The following is a 15,292-nucleotide window of genomic DNA, read 5'->3' on the forward strand; positions in this document are numbered from 1 at the left end:
TGATGTTAGGGTCTTTAATTCCGATTAATTCTGTGGTATTCTTAATAAGTCTCATGAGTTCTTCCTAATGATGGTTTGGTCGCTTTTCATTATAGTTCTTATGGGACTTTTTGTGTACATTGAAAAAGCTCCATAATCTCTACAGTGGTTTTACCCACTACAGAAATTATAGAGCCAGCAAAACTCGAGCTTGGTAACAGGCTTGAGTTTTTTGATAGCTGAACAGTAGGAAAAGCCTTGATGTGTATGAGGTGTGGTACAATAGAAGCATGAAAATAGTAGGTCACTTGACGCCAAAAGTCATTAAAACTTTTGATTTGGACTACAAGCCTGGTGAAGAAATCACACTGTCTGCACAACGTAAGAAGCATATGGAAAAACATCGCCAGGAATTCAGTGATTTTGATGCTACCTATGAACGGATTCCAGAGATTATTGCTCATCCGGACTATATTGGGCACCATCCTAATGGCCAGTCCTTGGAATACATCAAACGTATTGATGGTAATGTTTTGGTAGCGGTCAGATTATGTGATAAACTTAATGTCCGTACCATGTTTGTGATTAAAGATTCTAAGCTGAAAAATTATCTAAATGCTGGTAGAGCCAAGAAAATATGATATAATATAGATAAGAAATAACAACGAGGGCGGAAGAGGCAGCCGCCGCACCTTCGGGTCTGAAAGAGATGCAGGACTGTCACCCTGCCGTTGTTTATCAACCCAAGAAGTCCCTTTCGGGGGCTTTTTTTGTAAAGTGACGTGACAAGACTATCTCACTCTATGGATTAGCTATAGACGAATCTTATAGGAAAAGAATTGTCAAAATTAACAGAAAATTCTTGACATCTTTTTAAAAAGGAGTACAATAGTTAGTAAATCAGAAAGTAACTGGTCTTAGATTTTCAGGGAGCCTGCGGTGATTGTGAGTAGGTAATCGAGATGAGCGAACATTGGGCTGATTGGATGATAATGAGAAGGTAACACATATTCTTCTCGGTTGGCACCCCTTACCGTGCAACTCCTTGTTAGAGGAGATAGAGATGATGGTCGTTTTTTTGAGACCATTAACTGAGGTGGTACCGTGTTAAACTAGATTTAATGCCCTCACAGAGTTTTTCTCTGTGAGGTTTTTTATTTACTTTTATCTTTAAAGGTCTATTTACCTTAAAGAAGTATTATTTCATTATTCAATGAAAGGTTGGGTATTATGGATGCATTAAACGATATTCGAAGTGATATTGATAATATTGATAGTCAGTTAATTCGACTACTGGCCCAACGTCAAATACTTGTGGAAAAGGCAGGGCGGCTGAAGCCCAAGGGAGACAAGGTTGCTGTCCAGGCTAGTGATCGTGTTGCTCAAGTCATAGCTAACCGTCGCAAGGAGGTACTAGAGCTTGGCTTATCGCCAGATGTGGCTGAAAGTGTTTGGCGAAGCATGATTCAAGCATTTATTGCTTTGGAAGAGAAAGTGAACAAAGAACAATAATGGTGCCGATACATCCTATAAAGGAGTCTTGTATCAGTCTTATTACTCTCGATAAACCAGTTTGAAAGGAAATACTATGAGAAAAATTTTACCAGCCGATACCTTAACACCAATCTTGGCTTATATGCGTGTTCAGGGGGAACACAAGGTTATCCTTGAATCCATTCCTCGTGAGAAAGAAAATGCGCGTTTTTCCATTGTTGCCTACAATCCGGTCTTTGAAGTAACCTTCAAGGATGGTGTGCTTTATGAAAATGGTAAGGCGATTGATTACGATCCTTTCGAATACTTGGACCAAGTAACAGTCAAGGGTATCAAGTCTGACCTACCTTTTGCAGGCGGTGCTATCGGGTTTGCAGGCTATGATATGATTGGTCTCTATGAAAATATCGGTGAGATTCCTGAAGATACGATTGGAACACCTGATATGCATTTCTTCATCTACGAGTCTTATTTGATTTTTGACCACAAGAAGGAAAAGGTTTATGTGGTTGAGGATAATATCTATTCTGGTCGTGACAACGATGCGGTGCGTCAAGCTCTGGGGCAGGTGGTAACGGACCTACAGACTCAGGCGCCAAACGAGTTTACACCTCAGGCCTTGCAAGCCTTGCAATTTTCAAATCATATCGAAAAAGAGGTCTTCATGGATATGGTGGCTAAGGCTAAGAAACTCATTCGTGAGGGAGATATGTTCCAATGTGTGCTTAGCCAACGCTTTTCAGCGGACTTTGAGGGAGATCCTTTGGATTACTACCGTAACTTGCGCGTGACCAACCCATCAAACTACCTTTATTTCTATGATTTTGGAGATTATCAGGTGATTGGTGCTAGCCCAGAGAGCTTGGTTTCAGTAAAAAATGGAGAGGTGGTCACCAATCCGATTGCTGGGACTCGCCCTCGTGGTGCCAATGATGCTGAAGATGCTGCCTTGGCGGATGAACTCTCACATGATGTTAAAGAAACTGCGGAACACCGTATGTTGGTTGACTTGGGGCGTAATGATATTGGTAAGATTGCTAAAAATGGTACGGTCAAGGTGACCAAGTATATGGAGGTTGAGTATTTCCGCTATGTGATGCACCTTACCAGTGTGGTTAAAGGGCAACTCTTGCCTGAATTGACAGCACTAGATGCTCTTAAATCAACCCTACCAGCTGGAACCGTGTCGGGAGCGCCTAAGATTCGTGCCATGCGTCGTATCTATGAGCTTGAGCAGGAAAAACGTGGTATATATGCGGGAGCTATTGGTTATCTGTCTGCGACAGGAGATATGGACTTTGCCATTGCTATCCGTACTATGATTCTCAAAAATCAAAAAGCCTATGTTCAGGCAGGTGCAGGTGTTGTCTATGACAGTGTTCCTGAAAATGAATTTTACGAAACGATTAACAAGGCGAAAGCTATGACAAGAATAGGAGATGCCCAATGATTTTATTAGTTGATAACTATGATTCTTTTACCTATAATTTGGCACAATACCTAGGGACATTTACAGAGGTAAAGGTCTTGCGTAACGATGATGAGAAGCTCTATGAAGAGGCAGAAAAAGCTGACGGGCTAGTCTTTTCACCGGGTCCAGGTTGGCCAGCTGATGCGGGTAAAATGGAAGCCTTGATTAAGGATTTCGCTGGTAAAAAACCGATGATGGGAATTTGCTTGGGGCATCAGGCTATTGCGGAAACTTTTGGTGGTAAACTTGGCTTGGCTAAGAATGTCATGCATGGCAAACAAAGCAATATTACTTTTGAAACGCCATCGCCAATTTTCAAGGATATTGACAATGATGTCCCAATCATGCGTTACCATTCCATCGTTGTTGACCAAATGCCAGAGGGCTTTGATGTGACAGCTATCACAACTGATGATCAAGAAATCATGGCCATTCAACATAAGGAGCTACCAATTTATGGTTTGCAATATCACCCAGAAAGCATCGGAAGTCCAGATGGGCTCAAGATGGTTGAAAATTTCGTGAAAATTGTTGCAGACTAGTTAGACAGTCTTTTGACTAGATTGGTCTAGGCTCAAAACATCTCCTCGTGCATCAGAAAACATTGAACCGTTTTTAAAAGGAAAACAGATATGAAAGAAATATTCCTACAAATCTCAAATCGACAAGACTTGTCTCAAGACCAAGTCCAAGCAGTCTTTGACCGCATTCTCAAAAATGAAGTCTCAGAAAGCCAAATCGCTGCCTTCCTTATGGGGCTTAAAACTAAGGGAGAAACAGCAGATGAAATTACAGGTATCGTGCGTGCTCTCAAATCGCATGCGACGGTCTTGCCTGAGACCTTCACAGATGCTATGTGTAACTGTGGAACTGGTGGGGACCAGTCTTATAGCTTCAACATTTCAACAACGGTTTGCTTTGTCTTAGCAGCAGGTGGTATTCGTATGGCCAAGGCTGGTAATCGTTCGATTTCCTCTAAATCTGGTTCGGCAGATGTCCTTGAAGCCCTTGGAATCAACGTTGCGGCGTCACCAGAAACCCTATCTAAAGCACTTGATGAGGTTGGTTTGGCCTTTATCTTTGCCCAAACCATGCACCCAGCCATGCGTTTTATCGGTCCAGCTCGCCAAGCTCTTGGGATTCCAACGATTATGAACTTGGTCGGACCACTGGCTAATCCGCTTGACCTTGAGACACAACTTATGGGCCTCTACCGTGTGGAATTGCAGGAGATTGTTGCCAATGCTATCCAACAGTTGGGACGTAAACGTGCGGTTATTATCACAGGTCCTGACAATATGGACGAAGCTGCTCTCTATGGCACTAACACCTACACCCTTTTGGAAGATGGTCACATCAGCCAGCACACTTTCACTTATGAAGATTTGGGTATGGAGAAGGTTGAGTTGTCTGATATCACAGGTGGCGATGCCAAGGAAAATGCAGAGATTCTCCTTAGTGTCTTGAAAAACGAAGCCAGTCCTTATCTTGAAACAACAGTGCTTAATGCAGGTCTCGGCTTCTTTGCCAATGGTAAGGTTGCGACCATTAAAGAAGGCGTTGAGCTTGCTCGCCAACTGATTGCGGACGGATCAGCCCTAGAGAAACTTCACCAACTCCAAGAGGTACAAGTATGAGTAAAGCCTTTCTCCCAACAATCTTAGAACAAAAAGAAAAAGAAGTGGCCCAGTTGGTCATGGAAGACTTGCAGCCCTTGCGTCAGACCTATCGTCTTTATGAGTTTCTCAAGTCAAATCAAAACAAGCTGCAAATTATTTCTGAAGTGAAAAAAGCTAGTCCAAGTATGGGTGATATTAACCTAGATGTGGATATTGTGGCTCAGGCCAAGACCTATGAAGAAAATGGAGCAGCCATGATTTCTGTTTTGACGGATGAGGTTTTCTTCAAGGGTGATATTTCCTATTTGAAAGAAATTTCGTCACAGGTGGCTATTCCAACCTTGGCTAAGGACTTCATTATTGATGAGAAACAGATTGTGCGTAGCCGTAATGCGGGTGCGACAGTCATTCTCTTGATTGTAGCGGCCTTGCCAGAAGCTCGTCTCAAGGAGCTCTATGATTTTGCGACTAGCCTTGGATTGGAAGTCTTGGTTGAGACGCATAACCTACCAGAATTGGAAGTGGCTCATCGTATTGGTGCAGAGATTATCGGTGTTAACAACCGTAATTTGGTCACTTTTGAGACAGATATTAACACCAGTCTAGAGTTATCAACGCATTTCAAGGACAAGCCTGTTTATATTTCTGAGTCGGCTATTTTTACAGGTCAGGATGCTGCCTTAGTTGCCCCATATTTTAATGGGATTCTAGTAGGAACTGCCCTTATGACAGCTGAAAATGTGGCTGAAAAGGTCAAGGAGTTGCAAATTGACAAAGGTTAAAATTTGTGGACTATCGACACCAGAAGCGGTAGCAACTGCAGTTGAAGCTGGTGCTGACTACATTGGCTTTGTGTTCGCCAAGAGCAAGCGTCAAGTGAGTCTTGAACAAGCTCACGAGCTGGCTAAAGGGGTGATAGGGCAGACAAAAATCGTCGGTGTCTTTGTTTCACCAAGTCTTGAAGAACTGGAAGAAGCGATTAGTCAGGTTCCCTTAGATATCGTTCAGATTCATGGAACTTTTGATGAGACTCTGATTCCAGAGATATCAGTATCAGTTATTCGAGCTATTCAGATTTCAGATAGTGATTCTCAAGTTAAGAGCCAGGCGGATTATCTTCTTTTTGATGCTCCTATTGCAGGCAGTGGTCAGACCTTTGACTGGCAACTCTTGGCTGACAAGCAGATTGAGCAGGATTATTTCATCGCTGGTGGCTTGACTGTGGATAATGTGGCAGAGGCCAAGGAAACTTTTCAGCCCTATGCCTTAGATGTGTCCTCAGGTGTCGAGACAGATGGTCGCAAAGATTTAGATAAGATTAAAGCATTTATAGAAAGAGTGAAAGCATGACATATCAACAACCTGATGCAAAAGGATTTTTCGGAAAATTCGGTGGTCAGTTCGTTCCTGAAACGCTGATGACAGCCGTTATTGAATTGGACAAGGCCTATCGTGAAGCCAAGGAAGATCCAAGTTTCCAAGCGGAATTGGATGATCTCCTCAAAAACTATGTGGGCCGTGAGACGCCTCTTTACCACGCCAAACGTTTGACTGATCATATTGGTGGGGCACAAATTTATCTTAAACGTGAGGACCTTAACCACACAGGTGCCCACAAGATTAACAATGCCCTTGGTCAAGTCTTGCTTGCCAAACGTATGGGCAAGAAGAAAATCATCGCCGAAACTGGTGCAGGTCAACACGGTGTTGCAACAGCAACAGCCGCAGCCCTTTTCGACATGGACTGTACTATCTATATGGGTGAGGAAGATGTTAAACGTCAGGCGCTTAACGTTTTCCGTATGGAATTACTTGGTGCCAAGGTATTTAGCGTCACAGATGGTTCGCGCGTGCTTAAGGACGCCGTAAATGCCGCTCTTCGTGCTTGGGTAGCAGGTATTGATGACACTCACTACATCATGGGGTCTGCCCTTGGTCCTGCACCATTCCCAGAAATTGTCCGTGACTTCCAATCTGTCATCGGTCGTGAAGCCAAACGCCAATATGCAGAGATTTCTGGCGGTAAACTGCCTGATGCTGTGATGGCATGTATCGGTGGTGGTTCAAATGCTATCGGTATGTTCTACCCATTTGTTAATGATAAATCAGTAGCTATGTATGGTGCTGAGGCTTCTGGTTTGGGGCTTGATACTGAAAAACATGCCGCAACCTTTGCCAAAGGCCGTCCAGGTATCCTTCATGGAGCGCTTATGGATGTCCTCCAAGATGCTCATGGACAAATCATGGAAGCCTTCTCTATCTCAGCTGGTCTGGACTACCCAGGGGTTGGTCCTGAGCACTGTTATTTCAACGAAATCGGCCGTGCGACTTACGATTCTATCACAGATGAAGAAGCGCTAGAAGGTTTCAAACTTCTGTCACGTTTGGAAGGAATTATCCCAGCTCTTGAGTCTAGCCATGCCATTGCCCTTGCGCAAAAAGTGGCAGCTAAGATGTCGCCAGACCAAAGCCTTATCGTCTGCCTCTCAGGTCGTGGGGACAAGGACGTTATGCAGGTTAAAGAACGTTTCGAAGCTGAAGCAGAAGGGAAATAAACCATGACAAAAACACTAACAAAACACCTACAAGCTATCAAAGACAGTAAACGCGGTATTTTCGTGCCTTATATCATGGCGGGTGACCACGCTAAAGGCCTAGACGGACTCTTTGAGACCATTGCTCTCTTGGAAAATAGTGGTGTCTCAGCTATCGAAGTCGGTATTCCATGGTCTGACCCAGTGGCAGATGGTCCGGTTATTGAACTAGCAGGACAACGTAGTTTGGCTAAAGACGTGACTTTGACAGCTATTATCAAGAAGCTTCAAGAACAAAAAACACAGGTGCCTTTGGTTATCATGACCTACATCAACCCAGTTTATCAATATGGTATTGAAGCCTTTGTTAAGGACCTAGCTGAGACATCTGTTAAGGGGCTCATTATTCCTGATTTGCCAGACGAACACGCTGACTTTATCACCCCTTATTTGAAAGACAGTGATATTGCTCTCGTGCCTTTGGTCAGCTTAACTACAGGACTTGACCGTCAGAAACAGTTGATTGATGGTGCAGAAGGCTTTATCTACGCCGTTGCCATCAATGGTGTCACAGGTAAGACTGGTAATTACCGTGATGACCTTGACAAACACTTGGCTAACTTGACTGCCCATGCAGACATTCCAGTTCTCACAGGTTTTGGTGTGTCAACAGAGGAAGACATTAAACGCTTTAACGCCGTATCAGACGGTGTTATCGTGGGATCAAAAATTGTCCGTGACCTCCACGACGGTAAGGAAGAAGACGTCGCTGAATTTGTTACATTCGGCTCACATTTTGAAAAATAGAAGATGATGCTCTCCAGAAATGGGGAGTGTTTTTTCATCAAAATCATTCTTTGGGATATTTTGATTTTCTTAGTTTCCAGTATTATACTATGAGTGAGGAGTGGCAATTACATTTATCTCTTGTTCTTATTTTCATCTTACTTATAGAAAGAAGGTAGACAAATGAAAGTATCATTAAGGGTAATACTAGGTGTCTGTTTCTTAATAGGAGCCTTACTATTTTTCTATCGTGGAGAAAATCACTATGCATTGATTTTCCTTGTGGTTGGTGCCTTGTATTTTTATAAGGGCTTAAGCTGAGGGTTAAATCTCGTATTGAATGAATAAGCCTTTTTAGTGACATTTATGTCACTATTTTTTTCTTTTTGGAAGCTATAGAATGATTTTATAACTAAAAAGAAAGGAAGAGAGGGCATCACTGAACATGATTGATCATATTTTTTCATTCTTTGTATCACACAAGAAAGCTCTAGCAATACTCTTTATGATTATTTGTTTGGCTTTTATTTACCCTGGCATGTTTAAATTTTTGTATGTTGAAGGCAGGGATTTTGGCCGTAGCCTTGTCAACTCAATTTTATCTTAGTAAAGTGAGGCACCTCTTAGGAGGTGTTTGTTTTTTTAAAATAAATCTACAAATGTAGACAAAAAACTCTTGACACACTTTCGCGATAGTGTTAAAATAAATCTACAAACGTAAACGAACAATGGCATTCAGAAAGGAACTATCATGCTGACAATTTCATCTGCGGAATGGGAAGTCATGCGAGTGCTCTGGGCTAAAGGGCAGGCGACTTCTTCAGAGATTATAGCGATTCTAGCTAAGAAGCTAGACTGGTCGGCTTCGACAGTAAAGACCTTGATTGGACGTTTGGCGGACAAGGGTTATCTAACCAGTCAGCGTCAAGGACGAGGGTTTATCTATCAAGCTAGCTTGGGGGAAGATGAGGCGAATTTTCAGGCTTTAGAAGCTGTTTTTGATAAGATTTGTTTGACCAAACATAGCGATTTGTTGGGTCAACTCATGGCAAAGACGCCGATGACCCAAGCCGATGTGGATAAGTTACAGGCCTTGCTTGCAGCAAAAGAACCTGTGGATCAGGTGGTTTGTGACTGTGTGCCTGGTCAATGTGCTTGTGGGCATCATATGGAGGTGATATAGGAAATGGCAAAAGAAACCTTTGTGGTTAATGGGATGACCTGTGCATCCTGTGTAGCCAATGTTGAAAATGCTGTTAATAAGTTGGATGGTGTGGACAAGGCTGTGGTTAATCTAACCACTGAAAAAATGTCTGTGGATTACGCTGGGGATAAGGTTAGTACAGAAGCTATTGAAAAGGCTGTGGCTGACGCTGGCTATGAGGCTGAAGTCTACAATCCAGACACAGCCAAAAGCCAGGAAGAACGTGAAGAAGACAAGATTCACAAGGTGCGTGAGCGCCTCATTTGGTCATCGGTCTTCACCATTCCTCTCTTTTATCTGGCTATGGGGCCAATGGTCGGATTGCCTGTGCCAAACTTCTTGTCTCCTCACCATGCAGCCTTGACTTATGCCTTGGTGCTACTGGTTTTGACAGTGCCCGTCATGTGGTTGGGCCGTTCTTTCTATAGTAATGGTTTTCGTACCTTGGCCAAGGGTCACCCAAACATGGATGCCTTGGTAGCCTTGGCAACTTCGGCGGCCTTTCTATATAGTCTCTATGGTACTTATCACATTTCTTTGGGGCATGCCCATCACGCCCACCAGCTTTATTTTGAGTCAGTGGCTGTTATTTTGACTTTGATTACTCTAGGTAAGTATTTTGAAACCCTCTCTAAAGGTCGGACTTCAGATGCTATCAAGAAACTCATGCACTTGTCAGCCAAGGAGGCAACCGTCCTTCGGGATGGTAAGGAAGTCAAGCTTCCTGTGGATAAGGTTGTTCTTGGTGACCATATTGTGGTCAAACCTGGGGAAAAGATAGCCGTGGATGGTCAGGTGATTTCAGGTAGCTCTGCGATTGATGAGAGCATGCTAACAGGTGAGTCTCTCCCTATTGAAAAATCTGTTGGTAAGCCAGTGTTTGCTGGTTCTATTAATGGTCAAGGTAGCTTGATTTATGAGGCTGAAAAGATTGGTAAGGACACCTTGCTTTCCCAAATCATTAAATTGGTTGAGGATGCCCAACAAACCAAGGCACCGATTGCCAAGATTGCCGATCAAGTGTCAGCGGTCTTTGTTCCTGTTGTCATGGCTATCGCACTTGTTTCAGGTCTCTTTTGGTACTTTGTCATGGGACAAACCTTTACCTTCGCTATGACAGTAGCAGTTAGTGTCTTGGTTATTGCTTGTCCATGTGCTTTGGGTCTTGCGACACCGACAGCTATCATGGTTGGTACAGGCCTTGGTGCCGAACACGGTATTCTCTACAAGCGTGGGGATGTGCTTGAGCTAGCTCACAAGGCTGATGTCCTCGTTTTTGACAAGACAGGAACCATTACTCAAGGGGAACCTCAGTTGGTTTCTAGCTATACTTATAGCAATAGTGGAGCAGCCTTGCAGCTTTTGGCATCTTTGGAAGCCAAGTCTGAGCACCCCTTGGGTCAAGCAATTCTTGTGGCAGCAGAAAATGCTAACTTGGACTTGTTAGAGATGGATAACTTTTCAAGTTTGACTGGACGAGGACTTACTGCCAGCTATGCTGGTAAGACTTATATAGCTGGGAATCAAACCCTTATGACAGAGGAAAAAGTCGACTTGACTTCAGCACAAGCTGATTTCCAATACTTGACGGCTGATGGTCAAACCCCTATTTTCCTAGCTGAAGATGGTAAGTTAATCGGACTCTTTGGTGTAGCCGATCAGGTTAAAGAAGACAGTGCAGATATGGTGGCAGCTCTTCATCAAATGGGCAAGGAAGTCATCATGTTGACTGGGGATAATGACCAAACAGCTCAAGCTATCGCTCAAAAAGTTGGCATCAAACGCGTTATCAGTCAAGTGCTTCCGCAAGAGAAATCTAGGGTGATTAGCGACCTTCAGGCAGAAGGAAAATCAGTCATCATGGTTGGTGATGGTATCAATGATGCCCCAGCCCTTGCGACTGCCGATATTGGTATTGCCATGGGATCAGGAACAGATATTGCTATGGAAAGTGCTGATATGGTCCTTATGAAACCCAATCTCATGGATGTCGTTAAGGCTCTGAAAATTAGTCAGGCGACTATCACAACGATAAAAGAGAACCTCTTTTGGGCCTTTATCTACAATATCTTGTCTATCCCAGTAGCTATGGGTGTCCTCCACCTCTTTGGAGGTCCTCTTCTTGACCCAATGATAGCAGGACTTGCCATGAGCTTTAGCTCTGTTTCGGTCGTCCTTAATGCTCTGCGCCTCAAACGTCGCAAAGTCTAAGCATTGATTGCTTGTGACCTCTGCGACTTAAGCTGTGTACTAAAAAATAATTAAAGAAAAGGAAGAAAGAAAAATGACAAAAACATATAACATCACAGGAATGAAATGTCAAGGCTGTGTTAACACCGTTACTGAAAAACTCTCCGCTGTCAAAGGCGTAGACAAGGTTCAAGTTGACCTTGAAAACAAACAAGTCACTATCGAAGGGAAACCTTGGAAATGGTCTCTCAAACGTGCCCTTAAAGGTACTAAATTCGAGCTTGGTGACGAAATTTAAGACAGGAATGAAACAGCTATTAGGCTGTTTTTTTCTGTCTATATTCTTTTGAAAATCCCTTCCTTTTGTGATATGATTAAGGTAATTATGTTCTCAAAACTGAGACTAGAAAATCAAGAAAAGAAAACGGTATACCTATGTCTAAACAAACCCTTATCCTTCTCTACGGTGGACGTTCAGCAGAACGTGAAGTGTCTGTGCTCTCAGCTGAGAGTGTTATGCGGGCGGTGGATTACAGCGCATTTGAGGTTAAAACCTACTTTATCACTCAGTCTGGTGATTTTATCAAAACACAAGAATTTACAGAAACACCAAGTGATGATGAGAAGCTCATGACTAATGACACAGTTGTGGCTAGTCAGGCTATCAAACCAAGCGATATTTATGAGGAAGGCGCTGTCGTATTCCCTGTGCTCCATGGACCTATGGGTGAGGATGGATCTATCCAAGGTTTCCTCGAAACCCTCAAGTTGCCATACGTGGGTACTAATGTCTTGTCATCAAGTGTGGCTATGGACAAGATTATGACCAAGCATATTCTTGAAGTTGCAGGTGTCCCTCAGGTTGCCTACACAGTCTACATCGAGGGTGAAGATTTGGAAGCAGCAGTAGCAGAGACGCTTGAAAAATTGACCTTCCCAGTTTTCGTAAAACCTGCTAACATGGGGTCATCTGTTGGGATTTCGAAAGCTGAAAACGAAGCGGAGCTTCGTGCAGCGATTGATCTGGCTCTCAAATATGATAGTCGTATCTTGATTGAGCAAGGTGTGGTTGCCCGAGAAATCGAGGTTGGTATCCTTGGAAATACAACTGTCAAAACGACAGATCCAGGTGAAGTGGTCAAAGACGTGGCTTTCTATGATTACCAAGCTAAATACATTGACAATAAGATTACCATGGATATTCCAGCTCACATGCCTGCAGAAGTCATGACGCAAATGCGTGCCTATGCAGCCAAGGCCTTCCGTGCTCTTGGTGGTTGTGGTCTTGCTCGCTGTGATTTCTTCCTGACAGAGGATGGAGCAATCTACCTTAACGAGCTCAATACCATGCCAGGTTTCACTCAATGGTCAATGTACCCACTACTTTGGGAAAATATGGGACTTTCATACTCAGACCTTATCAAGGAATTGGTAGCCTTGGGACAAGAAATGTTCGAAAAACGTGAAAGCCATTTGATTTAAGCACTATGATTTATAAAACAGACATCTTAGTTTTGGAGAAATCTCTGAGACAGAGGTGTTTTTTTCTTTACAGAAATCTAGATTTTATTTATATCTTTTCTTTATCACGCTGATAAAAAATACATATTATCCAAATAATCTAACAGGTGGTAGAATAAATCTAACGTTTCAAATGAAATAGAGCAATTCATTCGTGTTTTGTGAAGCTGTGCTTTTCAAATGCGAGAGAAGGGTCAAAGGGCTAGAAGTAGATGGCAGTGAATGCTCACGGAATTTTACACGCCTTTTGTATCTTGTAGAATTGAACACAGGCTAAATTCCTAGGACAAAAGATAAACTTCCTAGTGTGCCCGCACACGCCGTCAGTTTCCTATTTGCTTACGGAATTTTCTACGCCCTTTGTATCTTAAATGAGGAGGTAAGTTTTGGACTGGTCCATTGTTCAACAGTATTTGCCCTTTTATCAGAAGGCATTCTTTTTAACCTTACATATTGCCGTTCTGGGGATTTTTGGTTCCTTCCTTTTGGGCTTGGTGGTGAGTGTTATTCGTCATTATCGAGTGCCGGTTTTGAGTCAGCTTTCGACGGCTTATATTGAGCTATCTCGTAATACGCCGCTCTTAATTCAGCTCTTCTTTCTCTACTTTGGCTTGCCTCGTATAGGTTTGGTTCTATCCTCAGAGGCTTGTGCTGTGGTAGGTTTGATTTTCTTGGGTGGTTCCTATATGGCGGAGTCCTTCCGAAGTGGTCTAGAGGCTGTTAGTCAGACCCAACATGAAGTGGGCTTGTCTATTGGTTTGACGCCGTTCCAAGTCTTTCGCTATGTGGTCCTTCCTCAGGCAGTAGCTGTGGCGTTGCCGTCATTTAGTGCTAACGTTATTTTCCTTATCAAGGAAACGTCAGTATTCTCAGCGGTAGCCTTGGCGGATTTGATGTATGTGGCTAAGGATTTGATTGGTCTTTACTACGAAACCGATGTGGCTCTAGGCATGTTGGTGGTGGCTTATCTCTTGATGTTGCTGCCGATTTCTCTAGTCTTTAGTTGGATTGAAAGGAGGTTACGCTATGCAGGATTCGGGCTTTCAGGTTCTTCTTCAGGGGAATAATTTCCTACGTATCTTACAAGGTTTAGGCGTAACTATTGGGATTTCCATCGTTTCGGTGCTTCTGTCCCTTTTATTAGGAACCCTTTTTGGAATTGTCATGACTTCTAAATCTAAGATTGTACGTTTTTTGTCACGTATTTATCTGGAATTTATTCGTATCATGCCCCAGTTAGTCTTGCTCTTCATTGTTTATTTTGGTCTGGCTAGGAATTTTAACATCAATATCTCAGGCGAGCTATCGGCTATTATCGTCTTTACCCTATGGGGAACGGCTGAGATGGGTGATTTGGTGCGTGGGTCAATCACGTCACTACCTAGACACCAGTTTGAGAGCGGAAGGGCCCTTGGCTTGACCAATGGCCAACTCTATACCTATGTGATTATCCCACAAGTCTTGCGTCGCTTGTTGCCTCAGGCTATTAACCTGGTGACACGTATGATTAAGACCACATCCTTGGTGGTTTTGATTGGCGTAGTAGAGGTGACCAAGGTTGGTCAGCAGATTATTGATAGTAACCGCCTGACTATTCCAACAGCTTCTTTCTGGATTTATGGCACGATTTTGATTCTTTATTTTGCCATTTGTTACCCAGTATCTAAGCTGTCTACTTATCTTGAAAATCGTTGGAGGAATTAAGATGACAGAAAGCATTTTACAAATCAAGGATTTGAAAAAGTCCTTTGGGGACAATCAGATTCTCAAAGGCATCTCCTTGGATGTTAAACAAGGTGAAGTCGTTGTTATCCTGGGTTCCTCAGGTTGTGGGAAATCGACCTTGCTACGTTGTATCAATGGCTTGGAGACTATTCAAGGAGGGGATATTCTCCTGGATGGCAAGTCTATCACTAGTAGCAAGAAGGATTTTCACTTGATTCGTCAGAAAATCGGAATGGTCTTTCAAAGTTATGACCTCTTCCCGCATTTGGACATCCTGCAAAATCTGATTTTGGGACCGGTCAAAGCTCAAGGGCGTAACAAGGAAGAGGTTATTGCGGAGGCTGAGAAACTTTTGGACCGTGTGGGACTTTTGGACAAGAAGCATAGCTTTGCGCGACAACTGTCGGGTGGTCAAAAGCAACGTGTAGCCATTGTCCGTTCACTGCTCATGCATCCTGAAGTTATTCTCTTCGACGAAGTGACGGCGTCGCTTGACCCTGAGATGGTTCGTGAAGTTTTGGAATTAATCAATGACCTCGCTCAAGAAGGGCGTACCATGTTGATTGTAACCCATGAGCTTCAGTTTGCGCGTGCCATCGCTGACCGTATTATCTTTATGGATAAGGGTGTCATCGCTGAGGAAGGTACTGCTGAAGAATTCTTCAATCATCCAAAGACACAGCGAGCTCAAGAGTTCCTCAATGTCTTTGACTTCAGCCAGTTTGGTGCCTATTTGTAACCCATTGTTTTTAGTAAAAAATATAATATT

16 protein-coding genes are annotated in these 15,292 nt (G+C 43.2%); all 16 read left to right on the plus strand.

Annotation, left to right across the window (positions count from 1 at the left end; genetic code table 11):
• Positions 1–269 precede the first annotated feature (269 nt).
• The 16 genes from AX662_RS04455 to AX662_RS04530 all read left to right on the plus strand — a co-directional run bounded on the left by AX662_RS04455 (position 270) and on the right by AX662_RS04530 (position 15,262).
• Positions 270–620 (plus strand): PBECR3 domain-containing polyvalent protein, encoded by a 351-nt coding sequence (locus tag AX662_RS04455; RefSeq protein WP_060971728.1) that lies wholly within the window; start codon positions 270–272, stop codon positions 618–620.
• A 589-nt stretch (positions 621–1,209) separates the two neighbouring features.
• Positions 1,210–1,491, plus strand: a complete 282-nt coding sequence (locus tag AX662_RS04460) for a chorismate mutase (RefSeq protein ID WP_060971729.1) — start codon at positions 1,210–1,212, stop codon at positions 1,489–1,491.
• Positions 1,492–1,567: 76 nt separating this feature from the next.
• Complete coding sequence (gene trpE / locus AX662_RS04465) at positions 1,568–2,923, plus strand: anthranilate synthase component I (protein WP_060971730.1); 1,356 nt, start codon at positions 1,568–1,570, stop codon at positions 2,921–2,923.
• Positions 2,920–3,486, plus strand: coding sequence for an aminodeoxychorismate/anthranilate synthase component II (locus tag AX662_RS04470; RefSeq protein ID WP_002951622.1), 567 nt, complete (start codon positions 2,920–2,922; stop codon positions 3,484–3,486). Before trpE ends, AX662_RS04470 begins: the two co-directional genes overlap by 4 nt.
• Before the next feature lie 90 nt (positions 3,487–3,576).
• The gene (trpD, locus tag AX662_RS04475) at positions 3,577–4,581 is read left to right on the plus strand and encodes an anthranilate phosphoribosyltransferase (RefSeq protein ID WP_021146337.1); all 1,005 of its coding nucleotides are present in this window, start codon (positions 3,577–3,579) and stop codon (positions 4,579–4,581) included.
• Complete coding sequence (gene trpC / locus AX662_RS04480) at positions 4,578–5,345, plus strand: indole-3-glycerol phosphate synthase TrpC (protein ID WP_060971731.1); 768 nt, start codon at positions 4,578–4,580, stop codon at positions 5,343–5,345. Before trpD ends, trpC begins: the two co-directional genes overlap by 4 nt.
• On the plus strand, positions 5,332–5,913 hold the full coding sequence (locus AX662_RS04485; RefSeq protein WP_060971732.1) for a phosphoribosylanthranilate isomerase: 582 nt from the start codon (positions 5,332–5,334) through the stop codon (positions 5,911–5,913). The genes trpC and AX662_RS04485 overlap by 14 nt, the downstream gene beginning before the upstream one ends.
• Entirely contained in the window at positions 5,910–7,118 is a 1,209-nt protein-coding gene (gene trpB, locus AX662_RS04490) for a tryptophan synthase subunit beta (protein ID WP_060971733.1), read from the plus strand. The genes AX662_RS04485 and trpB overlap by 4 nt, the downstream gene beginning before the upstream one ends.
• 3 nt (positions 7,119–7,121) lie before the next feature.
• Positions 7,122–7,904, plus strand: a complete 783-nt coding sequence (gene trpA / locus AX662_RS04495) for a tryptophan synthase subunit alpha (RefSeq protein ID WP_060971734.1) — start codon at positions 7,122–7,124, stop codon at positions 7,902–7,904.
• A 730-nt stretch (positions 7,905–8,634) separates the two neighbouring features.
• Positions 8,635–9,066, plus strand: a complete 432-nt coding sequence (locus tag AX662_RS04500) for a CopY/TcrY family copper transport repressor (RefSeq protein WP_060971735.1) — start codon at positions 8,635–8,637, stop codon at positions 9,064–9,066.
• Between the two features lie 3 nt (positions 9,067–9,069).
• Positions 9,070–11,298 carry a heavy metal translocating P-type ATPase gene (locus AX662_RS04505; RefSeq protein ID WP_060971736.1) on the plus strand — a complete coding sequence of 743 codons (2,229 nt, stop codon included), beginning with the start codon at positions 9,070–9,072 and terminating at the stop codon, positions 11,296–11,298.
• Between the two features lie 73 nt (positions 11,299–11,371).
• Positions 11,372–11,575, plus strand: coding sequence for a copper chaperone CopZ (copZ, locus tag AX662_RS04510; protein ID WP_002891592.1), 204 nt, complete (start codon positions 11,372–11,374; stop codon positions 11,573–11,575).
• Between the two features lie 137 nt (positions 11,576–11,712).
• On the plus strand, positions 11,713–12,759 hold the full coding sequence (locus AX662_RS04515; RefSeq protein WP_060971737.1) for a D-alanine--D-alanine ligase: 1,047 nt from the start codon (positions 11,713–11,715) through the stop codon (positions 12,757–12,759).
• Positions 12,760–13,184: 425 nt separating this feature from the next.
• Complete coding sequence (locus AX662_RS04520; protein ID WP_003094028.1) at positions 13,185–13,865, plus strand: amino acid ABC transporter permease; 681 nt, start codon at positions 13,185–13,187, stop codon at positions 13,863–13,865.
• On the plus strand, positions 13,825–14,502 hold the full coding sequence (locus tag AX662_RS04525) for an amino acid ABC transporter permease (protein ID WP_002891585.1): 678 nt from the start codon (positions 13,825–13,827) through the stop codon (positions 14,500–14,502). The genes AX662_RS04520 and AX662_RS04525 overlap by 41 nt, the downstream gene beginning before the upstream one ends.
• A gap of 1 nt (position 14,503) precedes the next feature.
• Complete coding sequence (locus AX662_RS04530) at positions 14,504–15,262, plus strand: amino acid ABC transporter ATP-binding protein (protein WP_060971738.1); 759 nt, start codon at positions 14,504–14,506, stop codon at positions 15,260–15,262.
• Positions 15,263–15,292: the final 30 nt, after the last annotated feature.

The organism is Streptococcus sp. CCH5-D3 (assembly GCF_001556435.1).
In the GTDB taxonomy this organism is placed as follows: domain Bacteria; phylum Bacillota; class Bacilli; order Lactobacillales; family Streptococcaceae; genus Streptococcus.

Bases quoted from the DNA above. Each gene is read 5' to 3' on its own strand.
- trpB (WP_060971733.1), top strand. From the start codon at position 5,910: ATGACATATCAACAACCTGATGCAAAAGGATTTTTCGGAAAATTCGGT.
- AX662_RS04460 (WP_060971729.1), top strand. From the start codon at position 1,210: ATGGATGCATTAAACGATATTCGAAGTGATATTGATAATATTGATAGT.
- AX662_RS04530 (WP_060971738.1), top strand. From the start codon at position 14,504: ATGACAGAAAGCATTTTACAAATCAAGGATTTGAAAAAGTCCTTTGGG.
- AX662_RS04515 (WP_060971737.1), top strand. From the start codon at position 11,713: ATGTCTAAACAAACCCTTATCCTTCTCTACGGTGGACGTTCAGCAGAA.
- trpA (WP_060971734.1), top strand. From the start codon at position 7,122: ATGACAAAAACACTAACAAAACACCTACAAGCTATCAAAGACAGTAAA.
- AX662_RS04500 (WP_060971735.1), top strand. From the start codon at position 8,635: ATGCTGACAATTTCATCTGCGGAATGGGAAGTCATGCGAGTGCTCTGG.
- trpE (WP_060971730.1), top strand. From the start codon at position 1,568: ATGAGAAAAATTTTACCAGCCGATACCTTAACACCAATCTTGGCTTAT.
- trpC (WP_060971731.1), top strand. From the start codon at position 4,578: ATGAGTAAAGCCTTTCTCCCAACAATCTTAGAACAAAAAGAAAAAGAA.
- trpD (WP_021146337.1), top strand. From the start codon at position 3,577: ATGAAAGAAATATTCCTACAAATCTCAAATCGACAAGACTTGTCTCAA.
- AX662_RS04455 (WP_060971728.1), top strand. From the start codon at position 270: ATGAAAATAGTAGGTCACTTGACGCCAAAAGTCATTAAAACTTTTGAT.
- AX662_RS04470 (WP_002951622.1), top strand. From the start codon at position 2,920: ATGATTTTATTAGTTGATAACTATGATTCTTTTACCTATAATTTGGCA.
- AX662_RS04505 (WP_060971736.1), top strand. From the start codon at position 9,070: ATGGCAAAAGAAACCTTTGTGGTTAATGGGATGACCTGTGCATCCTGT.
- AX662_RS04525 (WP_002891585.1), top strand. From the start codon at position 13,825: ATGCAGGATTCGGGCTTTCAGGTTCTTCTTCAGGGGAATAATTTCCTA.
- copZ (WP_002891592.1), top strand. From the start codon at position 11,372: ATGACAAAAACATATAACATCACAGGAATGAAATGTCAAGGCTGTGTT.